Below are 15,175 nucleotides of genomic sequence, written 5' to 3'. Positions count from 1 at the left end.
TTAGGCCACCTCCACGGCCGGTCCCATCGTCGTCTTCACGAAGACGTTGTCGATGTTCAGCGGGCCTTTTTCGAGATTCGAGTGGAGTCGGCGGAGAATCACGTCGATGTTGTCGGCGATTTCCTCCGCGTCCATGTCCTCTGCCCCGACGCGGGTGTGGAAAGTGCGTCGGTCGCCACTCCGTAGCTGGACCGTATTCTTCATCCGCTGGACGGTCTCGACGACGTCGTCGTCGGGCTGGAGCGGTTCGGGCATCTTACCGCGCGGGCCGAGGATGGTACCGAGGTACCGACCGATGTCTTGCATCAGCGCCGCTTCGGCGATGAAGAAGTCGGTCTCGTCCGCGAGGTCTTTGGCCTCGTCGTCGTCGTCGCCGAGGTCTTCGAGGTCGTCGCTGTCGAAAACCTCGTCGGCAACGTCTTCGGCGCGAAGGGCGGTTTCGCCCTCCGCGAACACGACAATCTTCGTCTCCTGTCCGGTACCGGACGGGAGGACGATACTTTCGTCTACGCGGTTCGACGGTTCGTTCAAATCTAGGTCGCGCAGGTTGACTGCGAGGTCCACCGTTTCGCGGAAGTTCCGCTCAGGTGCATCCTCGAGTGCGCGAGAGACTGCTTGCTCTATCTCCTGATCTGCCATTGTTCACCTCCGTAGTACGCAGGACGCTCCTACGGGTCAGTGAAACAGGTTACTGTCTGCCGACACCGTCGGGGTCGCCAAAACGGCGGTCCGCGATGGTATGGCACCAGACAGTACAGGCCTGTCTCGTTCCAGAAAGAAGGTCATCCGGAACTTAAACCCGTCGAAGCAACGCGACTCCTCGGACCGTCGCTGGCGGGCGTGACAGCCGCTCCCACGGGAATCTGCGGCCGTGGCGGTTCGCCGGGCGACGCCACCGCGAGGAGGACACCACACCGAGGGAGGCTGTCACAGCGAACTATACTATAGTACTTTGCGCGCGTGGGATACGCGAGGCCGCGGTGGTCTCGCCCGGAGCGAAAGGGCGTATCGAAAGTATTCAGTACCCACCGCCGCTAGCCTCGCGCATGAGCATGGAAGGAAGCGAGTCGGTCACGCGGCGCGGATTCCTTCGGACCGCCACGGGCGCGGCCGCGACTGCGGGCGCGGCGGGAACCGCGGCGGCCGAGAGCGAACAAGAAGGCGGCGGTGGCGGTGCCAAAGAGGTCATCGTCGGTCCCGGTGGGAGTCTGGTGTTCGAACCCGCCGACCTCGAAATCACGCCGGGCACGACGGTCAACTTCGTCTGGGAGTCAGACAACCACAACATCGTCCCCGATGGCCAACCCGACGGCGCGGACTGGCAGGGGACCGAGGGCGGCGCGAGCAAGACCTACGACACGGGCCACGAGTACAGTTACACCTTCGAGACGGAGGGCACCTTCGAGTACTTCTGCCAGCCCCACAAGACGGCCGGGATGGTCGGGTCCATTACGGTCACGCCGGACGCGGGCGGTGGCGGCGGTGGCGGCCCCGCGATTCCGTCCAGTGCCAAGACGCTCGGCATCGCCACGACGGCCGCGCTGGTGTTCACGCTCGGTCTGGCCTACTTCTTCATGAAGTACGGCGGCGACTACGGACAGGCAGAGTAACGCTCAGCGTCGGTTTTTCGCGTTTCCCGCTTGGCTTCGGAGAGCCTTCGGACCGTCAGACTACACCGTGTCGGGCGACTCGTGGAGCGTCAAATCTACGTCTCGGGGCTGGCCTTCGAGGTCCTCCACGATTCGGGCCACCACGCGCTCGCCCTCGTTCAGCACTAGCGGTTTGATTTTGCCGATAACCCAGTCGAGCGAGACCAGTCGGGGCAGGTCGAGCATGTCGGAACTCACCGAGTCGGCGTCGAACTCGATGACGAGGCGAATCCGAGAGGCCGTCTCGCGGTCGGGCGGGGCCTCGTCGGGGACGTGTTCGACGCGCCACTCGCCGTGGGCGTGTAGGTCCTTGGTGATTCGCCACCCGATGCGCTCGTGGGGTTCGAAGTCGGTCACTTCCGACCGGACGACGTAGTTGAGTTTCCACCAGCGCAGGTGGATGTCGTACTCCGTTCCGGGACCGCCCTCGCCGTGACGCTCGACCTGTTTGAGATGCTCGGAGTAGTTGGCGTACCCCGGAAAATCGACGAGGAAGTCGTAGGCCTCCTCGGGCGGCACGTAGACGACGGTGCTGAGTTCGACGCTATCCACGCCCGCGGTTTCGGACGAACACGGCGTAAAACTTCCGGCGGACGGACTCAAAGGCTGTAGTCGTGGTCGCCGGTCTCGGTTTCGAGGAAGGCGGTCAGGAGGTCGATGGTCGCCGACACGTCGTCTCGGTGGACTGTCTCGGTGACGGTGTGGAGGTACCGGGTCGGAATCGAAATCGCGCCCACCGGTTTCGCGCCGTGGGTGTTCTGGAACCCCGAGGTGTCGGTCGCACCCGAGGGCAGGACCTCCATCTGGTGTTCGACGCCGCGGTCCTCGGCGACCGAGCGCATCCGGCGGTGGACCTTCGGGGTCGTGACCACGCTGGAGTCTTTGAGCTTTATCGCCGCGCCCTCGCCGAGTTCGGTCACGTAGTCGCCCTCGTCTTTGACCGACGGGAGGTCGTTGGCGACAGTCACGTCGAGCGCGACTGCGAGGTCCGGGTCCAAATCCACGCCGAGCGCGGGCGCGCCCCGGACGCCGAGTTCTTCCTGCACCGTGGCGCAGAAGTGGATGGTCACGTCGGGGTCCGAGATGCGCTTCGCGGATTCGAGCATGGCGAACAGACACACCCGGTCGTCTAACGCCTTGCCGGTAATCTGGTCGCCCATCTCGACGGTGGTCTGGTCCATGCTCACGAGGTCACCGACCGCGACGCGCTCCTCGACTGCTTCGGCGGGCAGTCCGAGGTCGATGTACACGTCCTCGACCGCGAACTCGTCGTCGTCGTCCTTGACGTGGGTCGGGACCGAACCGATGACGCCCGTGAGGTCCTCGTCGTCGGCGTGGACGGTCACGCGCTGGGCGCGAAGCACGTCCGGGTCCCACCCGCCGAGGGTGTCGATTTGGAGGAAGCCCTCGTCGGTGACGTTGCGAATCATGAAGCCGATTTCGTCCATGTGTGCGGCGACGACGACTTCGTAGTCGCTGGTTCCTTCGACTGTCCCCACGACGTTGCCCATCGCGTCGGTGTGAACCGAGTCGGCGACCCCCGTGAACTCCTCGCGGACGAGTTCGCGCACTCGGTCCTCGTATCCCGGCACCCCGCTGGTCTCGGTCAACTCGGCCAACAAGTCGAAATCGAAATCCATGCGAAAATCTGGCGCACCGACCGGCTTAAATTCGGCTATCCGTCGCTCGTCCGGCCGAGGTTTCGGCCCGTTCAAAGACTGAATTACAATTGGGAAACAAATGCTAAGTTGGTCGTATCGTCGCATCAACCGCCGCGTGTCCTCGGGACAGGCGGTGCGAGACGACCCCGGCAGGTGATTCCCGGCGTCGTACACGCCGCTTGCGTCCTCGATTGGGCGCGTGTACTCGCCCGACAGCGGACGCCTGTCGAGGAGACGGCCGACCTTGCGCGAGGACGCTCGTCTCGCCCGATTCGACAGCGAGCGTATAACAAAGGCCGAATCGCCGGAACCAACGGGTAAACCGACGTGTCCGGACGTTGTGCCGCCACGTCGATACCAACCCTCGAACAATGTATAACGGCAACACAGTCGGCGTCGTCGTACCGGCGTACAACGAACAGGGGTTCGTCGGCGAGGTCATCGACACCGTGCCGGACTTCGTGGACCGGGTTTACGTGGTGGACGACTGTTCGACCGACGACACGTGGCAGGAGATACGGGACCACGCCGAGCGAGTCAACAGCACCGGCCCCAAAACCGGCGACAGCGAGGACTCCGGACGGTCCCGTCGAATCGAGACCGAACCGAAACTGGCCGACGGTGGACTGGCGTCCGCAGAGCGCGTCGTGCCGATTCGCCACGCGACGAATCAGGGCGTCGGCGGGGCCATCAAGACCGGCTATCGCCACGCCCGCGAGGACGACGTGGACGTGACCGCGGTCATGGCCGGCGACGGCCAGATGGACCCCGGCCTGCTGGCGCGACTCATCGACCCCATCGTGGAGCACGGGGCCGACTACGCCAAGGGCAACCGCCTGCTCTCCCCGGCGTTCCGCGAAGATATGCCCAGATTCAGACTGGTCGGCAACTGGATGCTATCTTTCCTCACCAAAATTTCCAGCGGCTATTGGAACACCGGTGACCCCCAGAACGGCTATACCGCGATTTCGGGCCGCGCGCTCGACCGCATCGACATCGACAGCCTCTACGACGATTACGGCTTCGCCAACGAACTCCTCGTGCGCCTCAACTGCCACGGGATGCAAGTCGCCGACGTGGCCACCCCGGCGGTGTACGGCGACGAGGAGAGTACCATCGAATACCACACCTTCATCCCGAAGGTGTCGTGGCTTCTGCTCTCGAACTTCGCCTATCGACTCCGGACCCAGTTGGCCGAGTTCGAGGCGTGGCCGACCGTTGCGGGGTATGTCCTCGGCGCGGTCGGACTGGTCGCGTCGCTCCTCGTGGGGGTAGTCGCCGGTTTGGGTGCGTTCGGGGCGGTGCTGGTCGGGAGCGTGGTTCTGCTCGGAGTGGCGATGTCGCTCGACCGAGCGAACAACGAGGGACTGGAGATGCAGGTCACGGAGGGGGTCGAGGGCGCGTAGGATTTCGACTCGGCATATTCGGGGATTTCGGTGTTCGATTGGCATCTTTTCCTCAGGCTTGGAGGGGTAGCGGTGTCGAAAAGCTTCACTCACTTGCTATCGACTCGCCAGTAACCGAAGACCTGAACGTTTCTTGAAGCCCCCACCCGGTCGCGGTCGCTCCGCCGGATATTCGCAGGCCTCTCAGCACCGCCCGGCCTGCGAATAGGGCCGCCGGAGACGACCAAGCCTGCGGCGCGACCGGGCGGCCCCTTCATCCACCCCACGGTGGTTGGTCAGTCGGGTTTTCGCTGTCGGTTTTTCGGCCGAGCGTTCGCTGGCCGAGGAGAACCCGCCGAAACCACCACCGAAAGAGTCACCGAGAAATCGATATTCAGCGCCTCAGACCGTCGCACTGCCGGCCATTCGCTCGTGGGTTCGCTTGGTCGGGAGCGACTTGAGCATCGCCGGGTCGGTCGCCACCTCGACCACGAGGTCAGTCAGGTTCACTTTGTCGGCCATGAACTCCCTGCGCTTTCGCGCCCACTCGTCGGCGACGCCCTCCTCGGCCAGCAGGCCCCGAGCGGTCTCCACGACCGGTTCGAACTCCCGAATGTTGTAGATGAGGCCCGCGCGTTCGAGTTCCTCGAAGTTGCCCATGTCGCCATCGCCCACGAAGGAGTTCGACCGAATCGCGGGCGTCCCGAGCAGGGCCGCCTCGGTCACCATCGTCTGGGTGTCGGCGACCAGCAGGGACGCCTCCGAGAGCGCGTCGTGCAGGAGCGCCGGGTGCAGGTCGAAGGGCCGGGCCGGGAGGTCCGCAAAGTCCATCTCCCCGCCCTCGTCGGAGACGAAGACGGTGGCCTCGCCGGAGAGGTCCTCGATTAGCTCCCGTCGCTTCTCTGGGGTGAACCCGCCCTGTCCCACGTCGTGGTGGGACCCGAAGGCATTGAGGCGGACGATGGCGTACTCCTCGTTTGCGCCGACACCCAACTGCTCCCGGATGTCGGTCTGCGGGACGTACTCGTCAGGGTGGAGATAGGCGCACTCTTTGAACCCCTCGAAGACGTGGTGTTTCTCCCCGAGGTCCTTGTCGAAGGTGTGGGGCGTCAGGTAGGCGTCGGCGAAGGGCCGCGAGATGGCGTGGTCGAGGTGGGTGTTCTCCGAGTCGGTGATGAGGACGACTGGGGTGTCCGTCACCGCTCCGGCGTGGGCGGCGTAGGCACCCACCCCGAAAATCTTGTCCGGGTCGTACTCGCGGGTCTTCCGGACGATAGTGTAGTAGTGGCTCGGGAGTTGGCGGGCCAGCGAGTACTTGCTGGTCGCCAGTTCACCGTAGACGACGTGTGGCAGGTCGTAGTACTCCAGCAGGTCGATGGTGCATCCGTAGTCCCGAGCAAGCAGGAGCGCGTCGTGGCCTCGGGCCTGCAGTTCCGCGACTGCGTTCCGATAGAGGTGGACGTGGGCCGGGGTGTTCGTGAAGAACAGGTAGTTCATGTCTCTGCCACATATCGCTTTGCGCCGAGTATTGTTCTACGCCGCGTTCGCCGGGTTCAGGCCCCGACACCAGATTCGACGCCGACGAGTACGCGACCGCTGACCTCGCGCCCGCCAGATAAGTCCCGGTTGAACGCCGAGTAGACAACTCCTGTCGGCGACCCCGGCGCTACCGAAGAAAGTTTTATACAAGCTCGTTGACTCGTTTCGGGTGCGTCGCAAGACGCGACCGTTACGCAACCTGTAACGGTTCCTTCCGGGCTAGCAACCCGAGACCACTGCTTTGGGCGGTTCTTCCTACCGAACGATACCGAAGAGGAGACTGTTTTGTAAAAAATCGGATTAGGAACTGTCCTCGACGCGGACCGTCGCGGGACCGTCGAGTCGGAAGCCGGTGATTTCGCCCGAGAACCGGTAGCCGTCCGTGCCGCCGATGACCCGGCCCGAAATCTGTCCGTCCGCGATTTCGTCGTTCGCGTTGACCGACCCGAGCGCGGCGCTCTTGCGGGCCTTCCCGCTGAACTCCACGGTGTACTCGCTGGACTGACGGGGCGTGTCGGTCCCGTCGATGACCAACCGGTTCGGCAGAACGAGGTCGTCCACGTCGACCTGATTGCCGCCGTAGGTGAGCGCCCACTTGCTCTCGTCGAGGGTCATCGAGAGGAAGTCGCCGTTCACGAGGTAGGAGTCGCCGTAGCCGTTGCCCGAGACGCCCGAAACCGTCACCGTGCCGTCGCCGTTGTTCGATACGCTGTCGTTGGCCTCGGACCCCACGTCGCCCGAGGTCCGCTTCTGGACGCTCCCTTCGACCGTGAACTCGTAGGAGGCGTTGGAGGTGTTCGCACCTGCGACGAGTTCCAAGACGGTGCCCTCGGCGTCGGGTTCGGTGGTTTCGGACCCGGAGCTACCGCCGCTGGACGCGCTGGAGGAGCCACTGGCGGCCTCCTCGGCCGTCATGGGGACCCCGGCCGGAACGCGGTCCGCGTTGGCGTTCGACCCCCAGCGAGTGTTGGTCGAGGAGATAGTCGGGTCGCCCGCGCGACTGTCCTGTTCGACCGCGGGGCCTTCGATGTCGGAGTCTCTCACTTCGACCGGACCCCACCACGCCCAGACGCCGCGGGAGTTCTTCGCGCCGGGGCTGGAACACCCGACGCCGCAGGCCCGAGTGGACCCCGTGCGCACGACACAGTTCTCGACGTGGCAGGTCCGACCGTCGCGGGACCCGACCCGGATGTTCGAGATGTTGTTGCTGTTGAAGAAACTGTCGTAGACGTTGACGACGCCGCCGTGCGCTCCGGCGTAGTCGTAGCCGGGGTCGGTCCCGTACAGGCCGTTGTCGATGAAGTGCTGGATGTTGACGTTCCGGAAGTTGAGCGTGCCGTAGTGGTCCGGACCGATGACCCAGATGCCGCCCTTGCCGGTGCCCTCCGTCTGTCCGTCGCCCATGTAGAGGTTTTCGACTGTGGCGGTGCCACCCTTCGAGACTGCGGGCGTGAACAGGTAGTGGCCGCCGGGGTGGTTACCTTTGAAGGCGACGTTCCGGACCGTCCAGCCATCGCCGTTGGCGTAGATTTTGGCCGACGCGCCGTCGGCGGTCATGTCGATGAGGAGGTTTTCGAGCGTCTCGCCGCTCCCGACGTTGAACGTCCGGGTCTCGCCTGCGGGAACCGTGACTGTCCGGTAGTCCGCCGCGTTCGCCGTCTGACTCGCCATCGAACCGAGGCCGAGTGCCGCGGCGGCCCCTGCTCCGGCGACTCCCAAGAAGGACCGCCGGTCTACCGCTCGTCGTTCGTCGCGTTCGCGTGCCGTCTTGTCGCGTGCCATTGCATCTTCAAGGCGAAGTTACTATATTACAAGCTTTGCGGTTTCACTTCAATGAGTAATTTCCGATTTATACGTTGTCCAATTCGCACGCCCGCTGTCGGTTGTAGACGGGTTCCGGGCCGACGAGACCGATTCCCAGTCACTCGACCAAACTTCTCGGCGACTCCCGAAACTACCGATACCGACTGCGTACTCTCACGTTCAATCGCCGGTTAACGCGGTGTTTCCGCTGGTAAGGAAGTCATACCACGAGCAAATTGGGTCACACGGACTTCGGTGGACGGTCCTCGGCGAGCGTGAGACCACAGTCGGCAAAGAAACCCACAACTAGTTCTGGGTTGTTCCGGAACGCTTTTGCCCGCTACGACACACATCACCTCACATGGCAGACGAAGAAACCGAGGCCGAACTCCGCGAGCAGTTCACCGAAGCGTTCGAAGGCGCAGACTACCCCGTGAGCAACCCGATGGACCTCGTTCCCGCGCTCCCCGACGGACCGGGCACGCGCTTCGAGGCCGGCGACGTGAGTTTCACGGCGATGGAACTCTCGACCAAACTCTCGGGCGTTCAGGAATTCCCCTACGACGACGTGGAAACCCTCGTGGATGACCTCCTCGAAGGGCTGAAAGAGAAGGATATGCTCTAACTACTCGTCTTCTTCTTCCTCGTCGGGAAGCGCGACCAATAGCACTTCCCAGACGTCGTACTGTTCGTTGAACTGACTGTCGATAACCCGGTCGTTCTCGCCGATGGGAATCGGCTGTTGTGGATGAGACACTTCGAGCCACGTCACCGTCGGCTCGGTAATATCCATCTCGGCGATGTCGTCGGGCCGCTGGCCGGCCTCGGTCGGTGCCCCCACGTCGCTTCCTCGTTCGGGATTTCGCTCCCCCGGACCTGTCGGTGTACCTTGACGTTCCACGGTAATCTCCCCACACCCCGTACCACACGATTGTACAAAACCTTGCTGGCGTCGTCACTCCGGAAGCGACAAGTCCCGACCGTCCCAAGTCCAGACAATGAGACGCCCGAGCGTCAGAACCCTCCTGTTTTCGGTCGCGGGCATGCTGGGTGGCTTCGCCGGGACCGCGCTCGCTCACGGCGGCGGTCTGCGCGCGGCGGCGGGGTCGCTCTCGGTACCGACGTGGCTGTTCCTGCTGACCGGCGGGGGCGTGGTCGGCGCGTCGTTCCTGCTGGCGAGTTTCGTCACCGACCGGGCGTTCATCCGCGCGGTCCACCGCTGGCGGCGAGTCGCGGGTGCGCCCCTCGACAGCGTGGCCACGCTGACCCGCGTCCTCTCGGTGGTCGCGCTGGCGGGCGTCGTCGCTATCGGTCTCCTCGGTCCCCGAGAGATGTTCCGCAACGCCGCGATTCTGACGGTGTGGGTCGGCTGGTGGGCCGGATACGTCGCCACGGTCTACCTGCTCGGAAATAGCTGGCCCGCGCTGAACCCGTGGCGGGCGCTCTCGGAGTGGCTTCCCTCCCTCGACAGGGAGTATCCCGAGACGTGGGGCGCGTGGCCGAGCGTGGCCGGTCTCCTCGTGGTGGTGTGGCTCGAAGTGGTGAGTCCGCTGGCCGACGACCCGCGACTGCTGGCGTGGGTCGTGGTCGGCTACTCGGTCGCTACGCTGGCCGGCGCGCTCGTCTTCGGGCCGGACTCGTGGTTCGGCGAGGCCGACCCCGTGGCGCGACTGTTCCGGTACTACGGCAAGGTCGCACCCATCCAGCGCGGCGAAGACGGCCTCGAACTTCGCCCGCCGGGCGCGGCGCTGACCGACGCGGGCCTCGCCGACGGCCGGGACGAAGTGGCCTTCGTGGTGGCGGTTCTGTGGGTCACGACCTACGACGGGTTCGTCGGGACGCCGGTCTGGGTGGAGACAGCGACGTTGCTGGTCGAGGTTGGCATTCCGCCGGTGCTCCTCTATCCGGTGGCGATGCTCGCGGGGTACGGCCTCTTTCTGGGGGCCTACTGGCTGGCGTCGAGTTATTCGCGCAAGACGGCCGAGACGTACCTCACGCCGGACGCCATCGCCGAGCGGTTCGCGCCCTCGCTTCTGCCCATCGCGGCGGGCTACCATCTCGCGCACTTCCTCGGGTTGTTCGTCTCGCTGTCGCCCGCGCTGGTGTCGGCACTGTCGAACCCCCTGAATCCGCCCATCAACCCCTCTGTCGTCGTCCTGCCGGACTGGTTCGGGATGCTCGCCGTCGCGTTCGTCCTGCTCGGGCACCTGCTGGCGGTCTGGGTCGCCCACACCTCGGCATACGAGGTCTTTCCCGGACGCTTGCAGGCGGTCCGGAGCCAGTACCCCTTCGTGGTCGTGATGGTGCTGTACACCATGACGAGTCTCTGGATAGTCTCCGCGCCGAGTGCGTCCCCGCCGTTCGTCTGACTACTCGACCATGACCGACGCAACAACCTATGACACCGACGTTCCTTCGGGTGAATCGCCCGCCGAGTGCCCCTACTGCGGTCGCCCGCTGGAGTCCGAGAAGCTACTGGTCCTCCACGAGGGCATCGACCACTGGGAACGCCTCGACGACGCCCGCAGAGAGGAGTTCCGCGCGACCTACACCGACGAGAGCGACGACCTTCGGACCTTCAGGCTGAAGCTCCTCGGCCTGCTGGTGGTGGTCTACTTCGCCTTCCTGTTCGCCTACTCCGTCGTCATGGAGGACCCGCTGGCCGCCGCGTTCGTCGGATTCGGGGCGATTCCGGAGGCGAGGGCGTGGCCGGATTCGCTCCGGTGATGCCGCTGGCGGACGGTCCACCGGCCTCGCTCTGCGAGACTCCCACCCGGATGCGCCGCGTCTGCACGAGCGAAGCGAGTCAGACGCGGCGGGGAGGTTCGGGGCGCGGTGCGGTCGCGGTGCTGTGCGGAGCGTTCGCAGTGCAGTTCTCCCGAAATCCGCGATAGCTGGCGCTCCTGCTAACTCTGCGTCTGTGCCCGACGCTGGTGTCCGAGGCCAGCGCGACACGGAACGCGCGGTCAGCGATTCTCGCCGAGGAGACAGCGATGCCACTCACGACGTTGGCTCAGCCGTTTCCGGTTAGTCGGACTGGCGGTCCCGGTCCCGGTCCCGGTAGACCGCGCGAAACGTCCGGGCAGGGTTCGTCGCGTCCTCGTATTTGAACCCTCGCGCGGTTCGCAGGTCGATAGCGCGTGGTGTGGCTTCGTCACTCCGAGGCGCGGACCACCGCGATTCGGACGTGGATTTTCTCACGAACCGCTCCGCCGAAGATATTCGGACGAGCAGTTATCCACCGGCGATTTCGTAGCGGTGCCCTTTAGTCGGACCCACCCCGAGGAAAGAGCATGGACGAACAACCCGGACTGAGTGACGAATACCGCAAGGCGAGTCCGTGGCCGCTGTTCGTCGCGTTCGGACTCGCCATCTTCGAGGTCGGCATCGTGTGGCCACTCTTTCCCGTCGCCGTCGGCGGACTCCTGCTGTTCGCCGGGAGCGTCGTGGGCATCCTCCGCGAGTCGGAGTACATCGCCGACCCGTGGAAGGGACTGGTCACGGCCTCGGTCCTCTGTCTCGCTATCGGGGCGCTCATCACCACCACGACGACGGGTTCGGTCCACCTCCGGGGGCTGGCTATCCTCGTCGGTGGCGTGGTTCTCCTCCTCAGCGGGGTCTTCGGGTCGTTCTGGCAACCAGACGCGGTTTGAAGCGCGTTTCGGTTGGCTTGGGACACAATTTTGTTTTGCTAAGAATCAGTTAGTTGTCCCTGAACCGTTCCGTGCTGTCCTCGTCCGTGGTCGAACCGAATCGGCAACCTATTTGGGACCCCCGTGGGTACCGTCGAACATGGCAACCCCCATCTTCGAACGGGAGACGTGGCTCGACATTTCGGTCAACATCATCCCGCTTTTCATCATCGGGTTCTTCGTCGCGCTGTTCGCCGTCGCGTCGCCGTGGGCCATCGAGGGACTCGTTTCGACGGTCGGATTCGCCCTGCTCGTCGTCCCGCTCGTCCTGCTGGCGATTCTGACCTACATCGCGGCCGACCTCCTCGAGTCCGCCGAGGCCGAGGAGTAACGACGCTCGACCACGATTCGCCCGACGAACGTACTCGCGCATCGCACTCCGAGAAATAATACCGAGTTGACAAGCCGGCGTAATCTTTGCTACTCCGTCCCACGAAATCCGACGCGGTGACGGGGGCGTATCCTAACCTTTCTTTACCTTGTAGTCCTGACCACCGCGTATGGTAGAAGCCGGGCAAATCGCACTCACCGTCGTCATGGGGGTCCTCCTCGTGGGGGTCGCCGCTTTCCTCACTCGACTCGAGGACTGGCGCTCCTACACCCCCCTCGCTGGCGGCGGGTACGTCGGCGAACAGACTGGGCACGCTCACTCCGAGAAGCCCGCCGGAATCGTGCGCTGGTTGACCACCGTGGACCACAAGGACATCGGCCTCCTCTACGGGTTCTACGGTCTCTTTGCGTTCGCGTGGGGCGGCATCGCCGTCCTCATCATGCGGACCGAACTCGCGGTTCCCGAGCAGTTCATCATCGGGGCGAACTTCTACAACGCCCTGCTGACGACACACGGCATCACGATGCTGTTCCTGTTCGGGACGCCCATCATCGCGGCGTTCGGGAACTACTTCATCCCGCTCCTCATCGGCGCGGACGACATGGCCTTCCCGCGCATCAACGCCATCGCGTTCTGGCTCCTGCCGCCCGCGGCGGTCCTCATCTGGGCGGGCTTCCCACTGGCCACACTGACCAGCGGTGACATTCAGCCTGCACAGACCTCGTGGACGATGTACACGCCCCTCTCGGTGGAGCAGACCAACCCCGGCGTGGACCTGATGCTGTTGGGTCTACACCTCTCGGGCGTCTCCGCGACGATGGGTGCCATCAACTTCATCGCCACCATCTTCACCGAGCGCGGCGAGGACGTTGGCTGGGAGAAACTCGACATCTTCTCGTGGACGATGATTACCCAGTCGGGTCTCATCCTGTTCTCGTTCCCCCTGCTGGGGAGCGCGCTCGTGATGCTCCTGATGGACCGGAACTTCGCCACGACGTTCTTCGCGGCGGAAGGTGGCGGTCCGATTCTCTGGCAACACCTGTTCTGGTTCTTCGGACACCCCGAAGTGTACATCCTCGTGCTACCCCCGATGGGACTCGTCAGCCTTATCCTGCCCCGCTTCGCGGGCCGGAAGCTGTTCGGGTTCAAGTTCGTCGTCTACTCGACGCTGGCAATCGGTGTCCTGAGCTTCGGCGTGTGGGCACACCACATGTTCAGTACGGGCATCGACCCCCGCATCCGGGCTAGCTTCATGGCAGTATCCTTGGCAATTGCAGTGCCCAGCGCGGTCAAGGTGTTCAACTGGATTACGACGATGTGGAACGGCCGACTTCGACTCGTCGCACCGATGCTGTTCTGCATCGGCTTCGTCCAGAACTTCATCCTTGGGGGCGTCACGGGCGTCTTCCTCGCGTCCATCCCCGTGGACCTCGTGCTTCACGACACCTACTACGTCGTCGGGCACTTCCACTTCATCGTGATGGGTGCCATCGCCATGGCCGGATTCGCAGGCATCTACTACTGGTTCCCGATGTTCACCGGTCGGATGTACCAGCGGACGCTGGCCAAGTGGCACTTCTGGCTCACGATGATCGGTAGCAACGTGACCTTCCTCGCCATGCTCCTGCTGGGCTACGGCGGGATGCCCCGGCGCTACGCCACCTACCTCCCGCAGTTCACCGACCTCCACCTCGTTGCGACGGTCGGTGCGTTCGTCATGGGCTTCGGCCAACTCATCTTCGTCTACAACCTCGTCGTCTCGTGGCTCGAAGGCCCCCGCGTCGAGAGCGGCGACCCGTGGGACCTCGAAGACGACGGCATGAAGACCAAGGAGTGGGAGTGGTTCGAGCGTAAGCGCGAGACCGCTATCGCCACCGACGGCGGAGAGGAGGTCCGCGCCGACGGCGGCGAGACCATCGAAGAAGAGTAATCTCGAACGTCGCTTTTCCGTTCTTTCGCGCCGAGTAGCCGACGCGCCGTTTTCTCGACGTCGAACTGCGTTTCCGGTCGTACCCGTAACGAAACCACTCGCGGGACCGTCCCAGTCGAAGGCCCGGATTAGGTCAGCGCGAGGATGATACCCATCGCAAACATGAGAATTGCGATTCCCCCGAGGAGATACGCCAGCATGTCTTTCTCGCTCATACCGGAGGTTGGGGTCGAACGGATGAAAAGGCTAATCCTTCCGCCGCCCTCACTGTCGGTCGTGAGCGAGACGTTCGGCGGTCGGTCGTTCGTCGTTGGATTCTACGGCCTCATCGTGGCCCTCACCGGGGTCGTTGGGGCCATGCTCGGCGTCGCCGGGCCGAGAGACCTGACTTCCGTGAAACTCCTCGGGCTAATCGAACTCGCGCCGACGCCACTGGGTCTGGCGGTCTACGGCGTCGTGACGGTGGGTCTGGCTCTCGGCGTGCCGCTGGCGCTGGTCGTCCTCGTCTCGGAGATGGCCGACGCCGAGCATCCCGACGAGAACTCCTGAGCCACGCTTTTGTATCCTTCTCGGCGAGCGAACTTCGGCCGAACACCTAAGTCTGCGTTCGTCGTGGCTGGTACCATGTACCACGTCGTCATCGCAGTTGACGAGGAGTCCGACCGCGCCCAGCGCCAAGCCCGAGCGGTCGCCGACCTCCCGCGGTCGGCCGACGAAGTTCGCGCGACGCTCCTCCACGTCTTCACCGAGAACCCCGACGGCGCGTCCGCGACGCAGGTCGGGTCGGTCCGGCGGGCCGAGGAGGTACTGGAAAACGCGGGCGTCGAGACCGAAATCTCCGAGCGGAGCGGCGAACCCGCCGTGGCGGTTTTGGAGTTCGCCCAGAACGAGGACGCCGACTGCATCTGCGTCGGCGGGCGGAACCGCTCGCCGGCGGGGAAGGCCATCTTCGGGAGCGTCTCCCAGTCGGTGATTTTGCAGGCGGAGAGACCCGTACTCGTGACTGGTTCGATGGAGGAACAGTAACGCGGGAACCGGCGCAGTTTTCTCCACTGGGATTCTCGACGGCCGCTTTGCATCTCGACCGACTCGACACTAACCGGAGTCGTGAACTCCTTTTGAAGCCCCCACCCGCTCGCGGTCGCTCGTCGGCATATCCGACGGACGTAGTTGCGACGGATAGCG

Annotated in this window: 16 protein-coding genes; 10 read left to right on the top strand and 6 right to left on the bottom strand. The window is 64.3% G+C overall.

Features of this window, described 5'->3' with window-relative positions; all coding sequences use genetic code 11:
• On the bottom strand, positions 1-639 hold the full coding sequence (locus P2T57_RS01905) for a 50S ribosomal protein L1 (protein ID WP_276300787.1): 639 nt from the start codon (positions 637-639) through the stop codon (positions 1-3).
• Between the two features lie 407 nt (positions 640-1,046).
• Between P2T57_RS01905 and P2T57_RS01900 the strand changes: the two genes are divergently transcribed.
• Positions 1,047-1,610 (top strand): plastocyanin/azurin family copper-binding protein, encoded by a 564-nt coding sequence (locus P2T57_RS01900; RefSeq protein WP_276300786.1) that lies wholly within the window; start codon positions 1,047-1,049, stop codon positions 1,608-1,610.
• A gap of 60 nt (positions 1,611-1,670) precedes the next feature.
• On the opposite strand, the gene P2T57_RS01895 is transcribed toward P2T57_RS01900, so the two are convergent.
• Together P2T57_RS01895 and P2T57_RS01890 are read right to left on the bottom strand one after the other, a co-directional pair.
• Positions 1,671-2,201, bottom strand: a complete 531-nt coding sequence (locus P2T57_RS01895) for an SRPBCC family protein (RefSeq protein ID WP_276300785.1) — start codon at positions 2,199-2,201, stop codon at positions 1,671-1,673.
• Between the two features lie 47 nt (positions 2,202-2,248).
• Positions 2,249-3,289 carry a M42 family metallopeptidase gene (locus P2T57_RS01890; RefSeq protein ID WP_276300784.1) on the bottom strand — a complete coding sequence of 347 codons (1,041 nt, stop codon included), beginning with the start codon at positions 3,287-3,289 and terminating at the stop codon, positions 2,249-2,251.
• A gap of 392 nt (positions 3,290-3,681) precedes the next feature.
• Here P2T57_RS01890 and P2T57_RS01885 point away from each other — a divergent pair, with 392 nt between their 5' ends.
• On the top strand, positions 3,682-4,716 hold the full coding sequence (locus tag P2T57_RS01885) for a glycosyltransferase family 2 protein (RefSeq protein ID WP_276300783.1): 1,035 nt from the start codon (positions 3,682-3,684) through the stop codon (positions 4,714-4,716).
• Positions 4,717-5,097: 381 nt separating this feature from the next.
• Here the strand turns inward: P2T57_RS01885 and P2T57_RS01880 are convergent, their stop codons facing one another.
• Positions 5,098-6,192: a DUF354 domain-containing protein gene (locus tag P2T57_RS01880; RefSeq protein WP_276300782.1), complete on the bottom strand. Its 1,095-nt coding sequence runs from the start codon at positions 6,190-6,192 to the stop codon at positions 5,098-5,100.
• Positions 6,193-6,534: 342 nt separating this feature from the next.
• The gene (locus P2T57_RS01875) at positions 6,535-8,016 is read right to left on the bottom strand and encodes a hypothetical protein (protein WP_276300781.1); all 1,482 of its coding nucleotides are present in this window, start codon (positions 8,014-8,016) and stop codon (positions 6,535-6,537) included.
• A 382-nt stretch (positions 8,017-8,398) separates the two neighbouring features.
• Here P2T57_RS01875 and P2T57_RS01870 point away from each other — a divergent pair, with 382 nt between their 5' ends.
• Positions 8,399-8,662, top strand: a complete 264-nt coding sequence (locus P2T57_RS01870) for an MTH865 family protein (RefSeq protein WP_276300780.1) — start codon at positions 8,399-8,401, stop codon at positions 8,660-8,662.
• Here the strand turns inward: P2T57_RS01870 and P2T57_RS01865 are convergent, their stop codons facing one another.
• Positions 8,663-8,878 carry a hypothetical protein gene (locus P2T57_RS01865; protein WP_276300779.1) on the bottom strand — a complete coding sequence of 72 codons (216 nt, stop codon included), beginning with the start codon at positions 8,876-8,878 and terminating at the stop codon, positions 8,663-8,665. It lies immediately after the preceding gene.
• Positions 8,879-9,080: 202 nt separating this feature from the next.
• Here P2T57_RS01865 and P2T57_RS01860 point away from each other — a divergent pair, with 202 nt between their 5' ends.
• The 7 genes from P2T57_RS01860 to P2T57_RS01830 all read left to right on the top strand — a co-directional run bounded on the left by P2T57_RS01860 (position 9,081) and on the right by P2T57_RS01830 (position 15,016).
• Entirely contained in the window at positions 9,081-10,406 is a 1,326-nt protein-coding gene (locus P2T57_RS01860) for a hypothetical protein (RefSeq protein WP_420028552.1), read from the top strand.
• A gap of 10 nt (positions 10,407-10,416) precedes the next feature.
• Entirely contained in the window at positions 10,417-10,764 is a 348-nt protein-coding gene (locus P2T57_RS01855) for a C2H2-type zinc finger protein (protein WP_276300777.1), read from the top strand.
• 566 nt (positions 10,765-11,330) lie between these two features.
• A complete protein-coding gene (locus tag P2T57_RS01850) occupies positions 11,331-11,690 on the top strand; it encodes a DUF7541 family protein (protein WP_276300776.1) in 360 nt (119 codons plus the stop codon).
• A gap of 139 nt (positions 11,691-11,829) precedes the next feature.
• Positions 11,830-12,060, top strand: a complete 231-nt coding sequence (locus P2T57_RS01845) for a DUF6684 family protein (RefSeq protein WP_276300775.1) — start codon at positions 11,830-11,832, stop codon at positions 12,058-12,060.
• Positions 12,061-12,265: 205 nt separating this feature from the next.
• A complete protein-coding gene (gene ctaD, locus P2T57_RS01840) occupies positions 12,266-13,990 on the top strand; it encodes a cytochrome c oxidase subunit I (protein WP_420028551.1) in 1,725 nt (574 codons plus the stop codon).
• A 276-nt stretch (positions 13,991-14,266) separates the two neighbouring features.
• Positions 14,267-14,539, top strand: coding sequence for a DUF7520 family protein (locus P2T57_RS01835; RefSeq protein WP_276300773.1), 273 nt, complete (start codon positions 14,267-14,269; stop codon positions 14,537-14,539).
• A 75-nt stretch (positions 14,540-14,614) separates the two neighbouring features.
• Positions 14,615-15,016: a universal stress protein gene (locus tag P2T57_RS01830; RefSeq protein ID WP_276300772.1), complete on the top strand. Its 402-nt coding sequence runs from the start codon at positions 14,615-14,617 to the stop codon at positions 15,014-15,016.
• The last annotated feature ends 159 nt before the right edge of the window (positions 15,017-15,175 follow it).

Source organism: Halorussus lipolyticus, from assembly GCF_029338375.1.
GTDB lineage: Archaea > Halobacteriota > Halobacteria > Halobacteriales > Haladaptataceae > Halorussus > Halorussus lipolyticus.
This window is presented reverse-complemented; position numbering and strand designations above follow the sequence as displayed.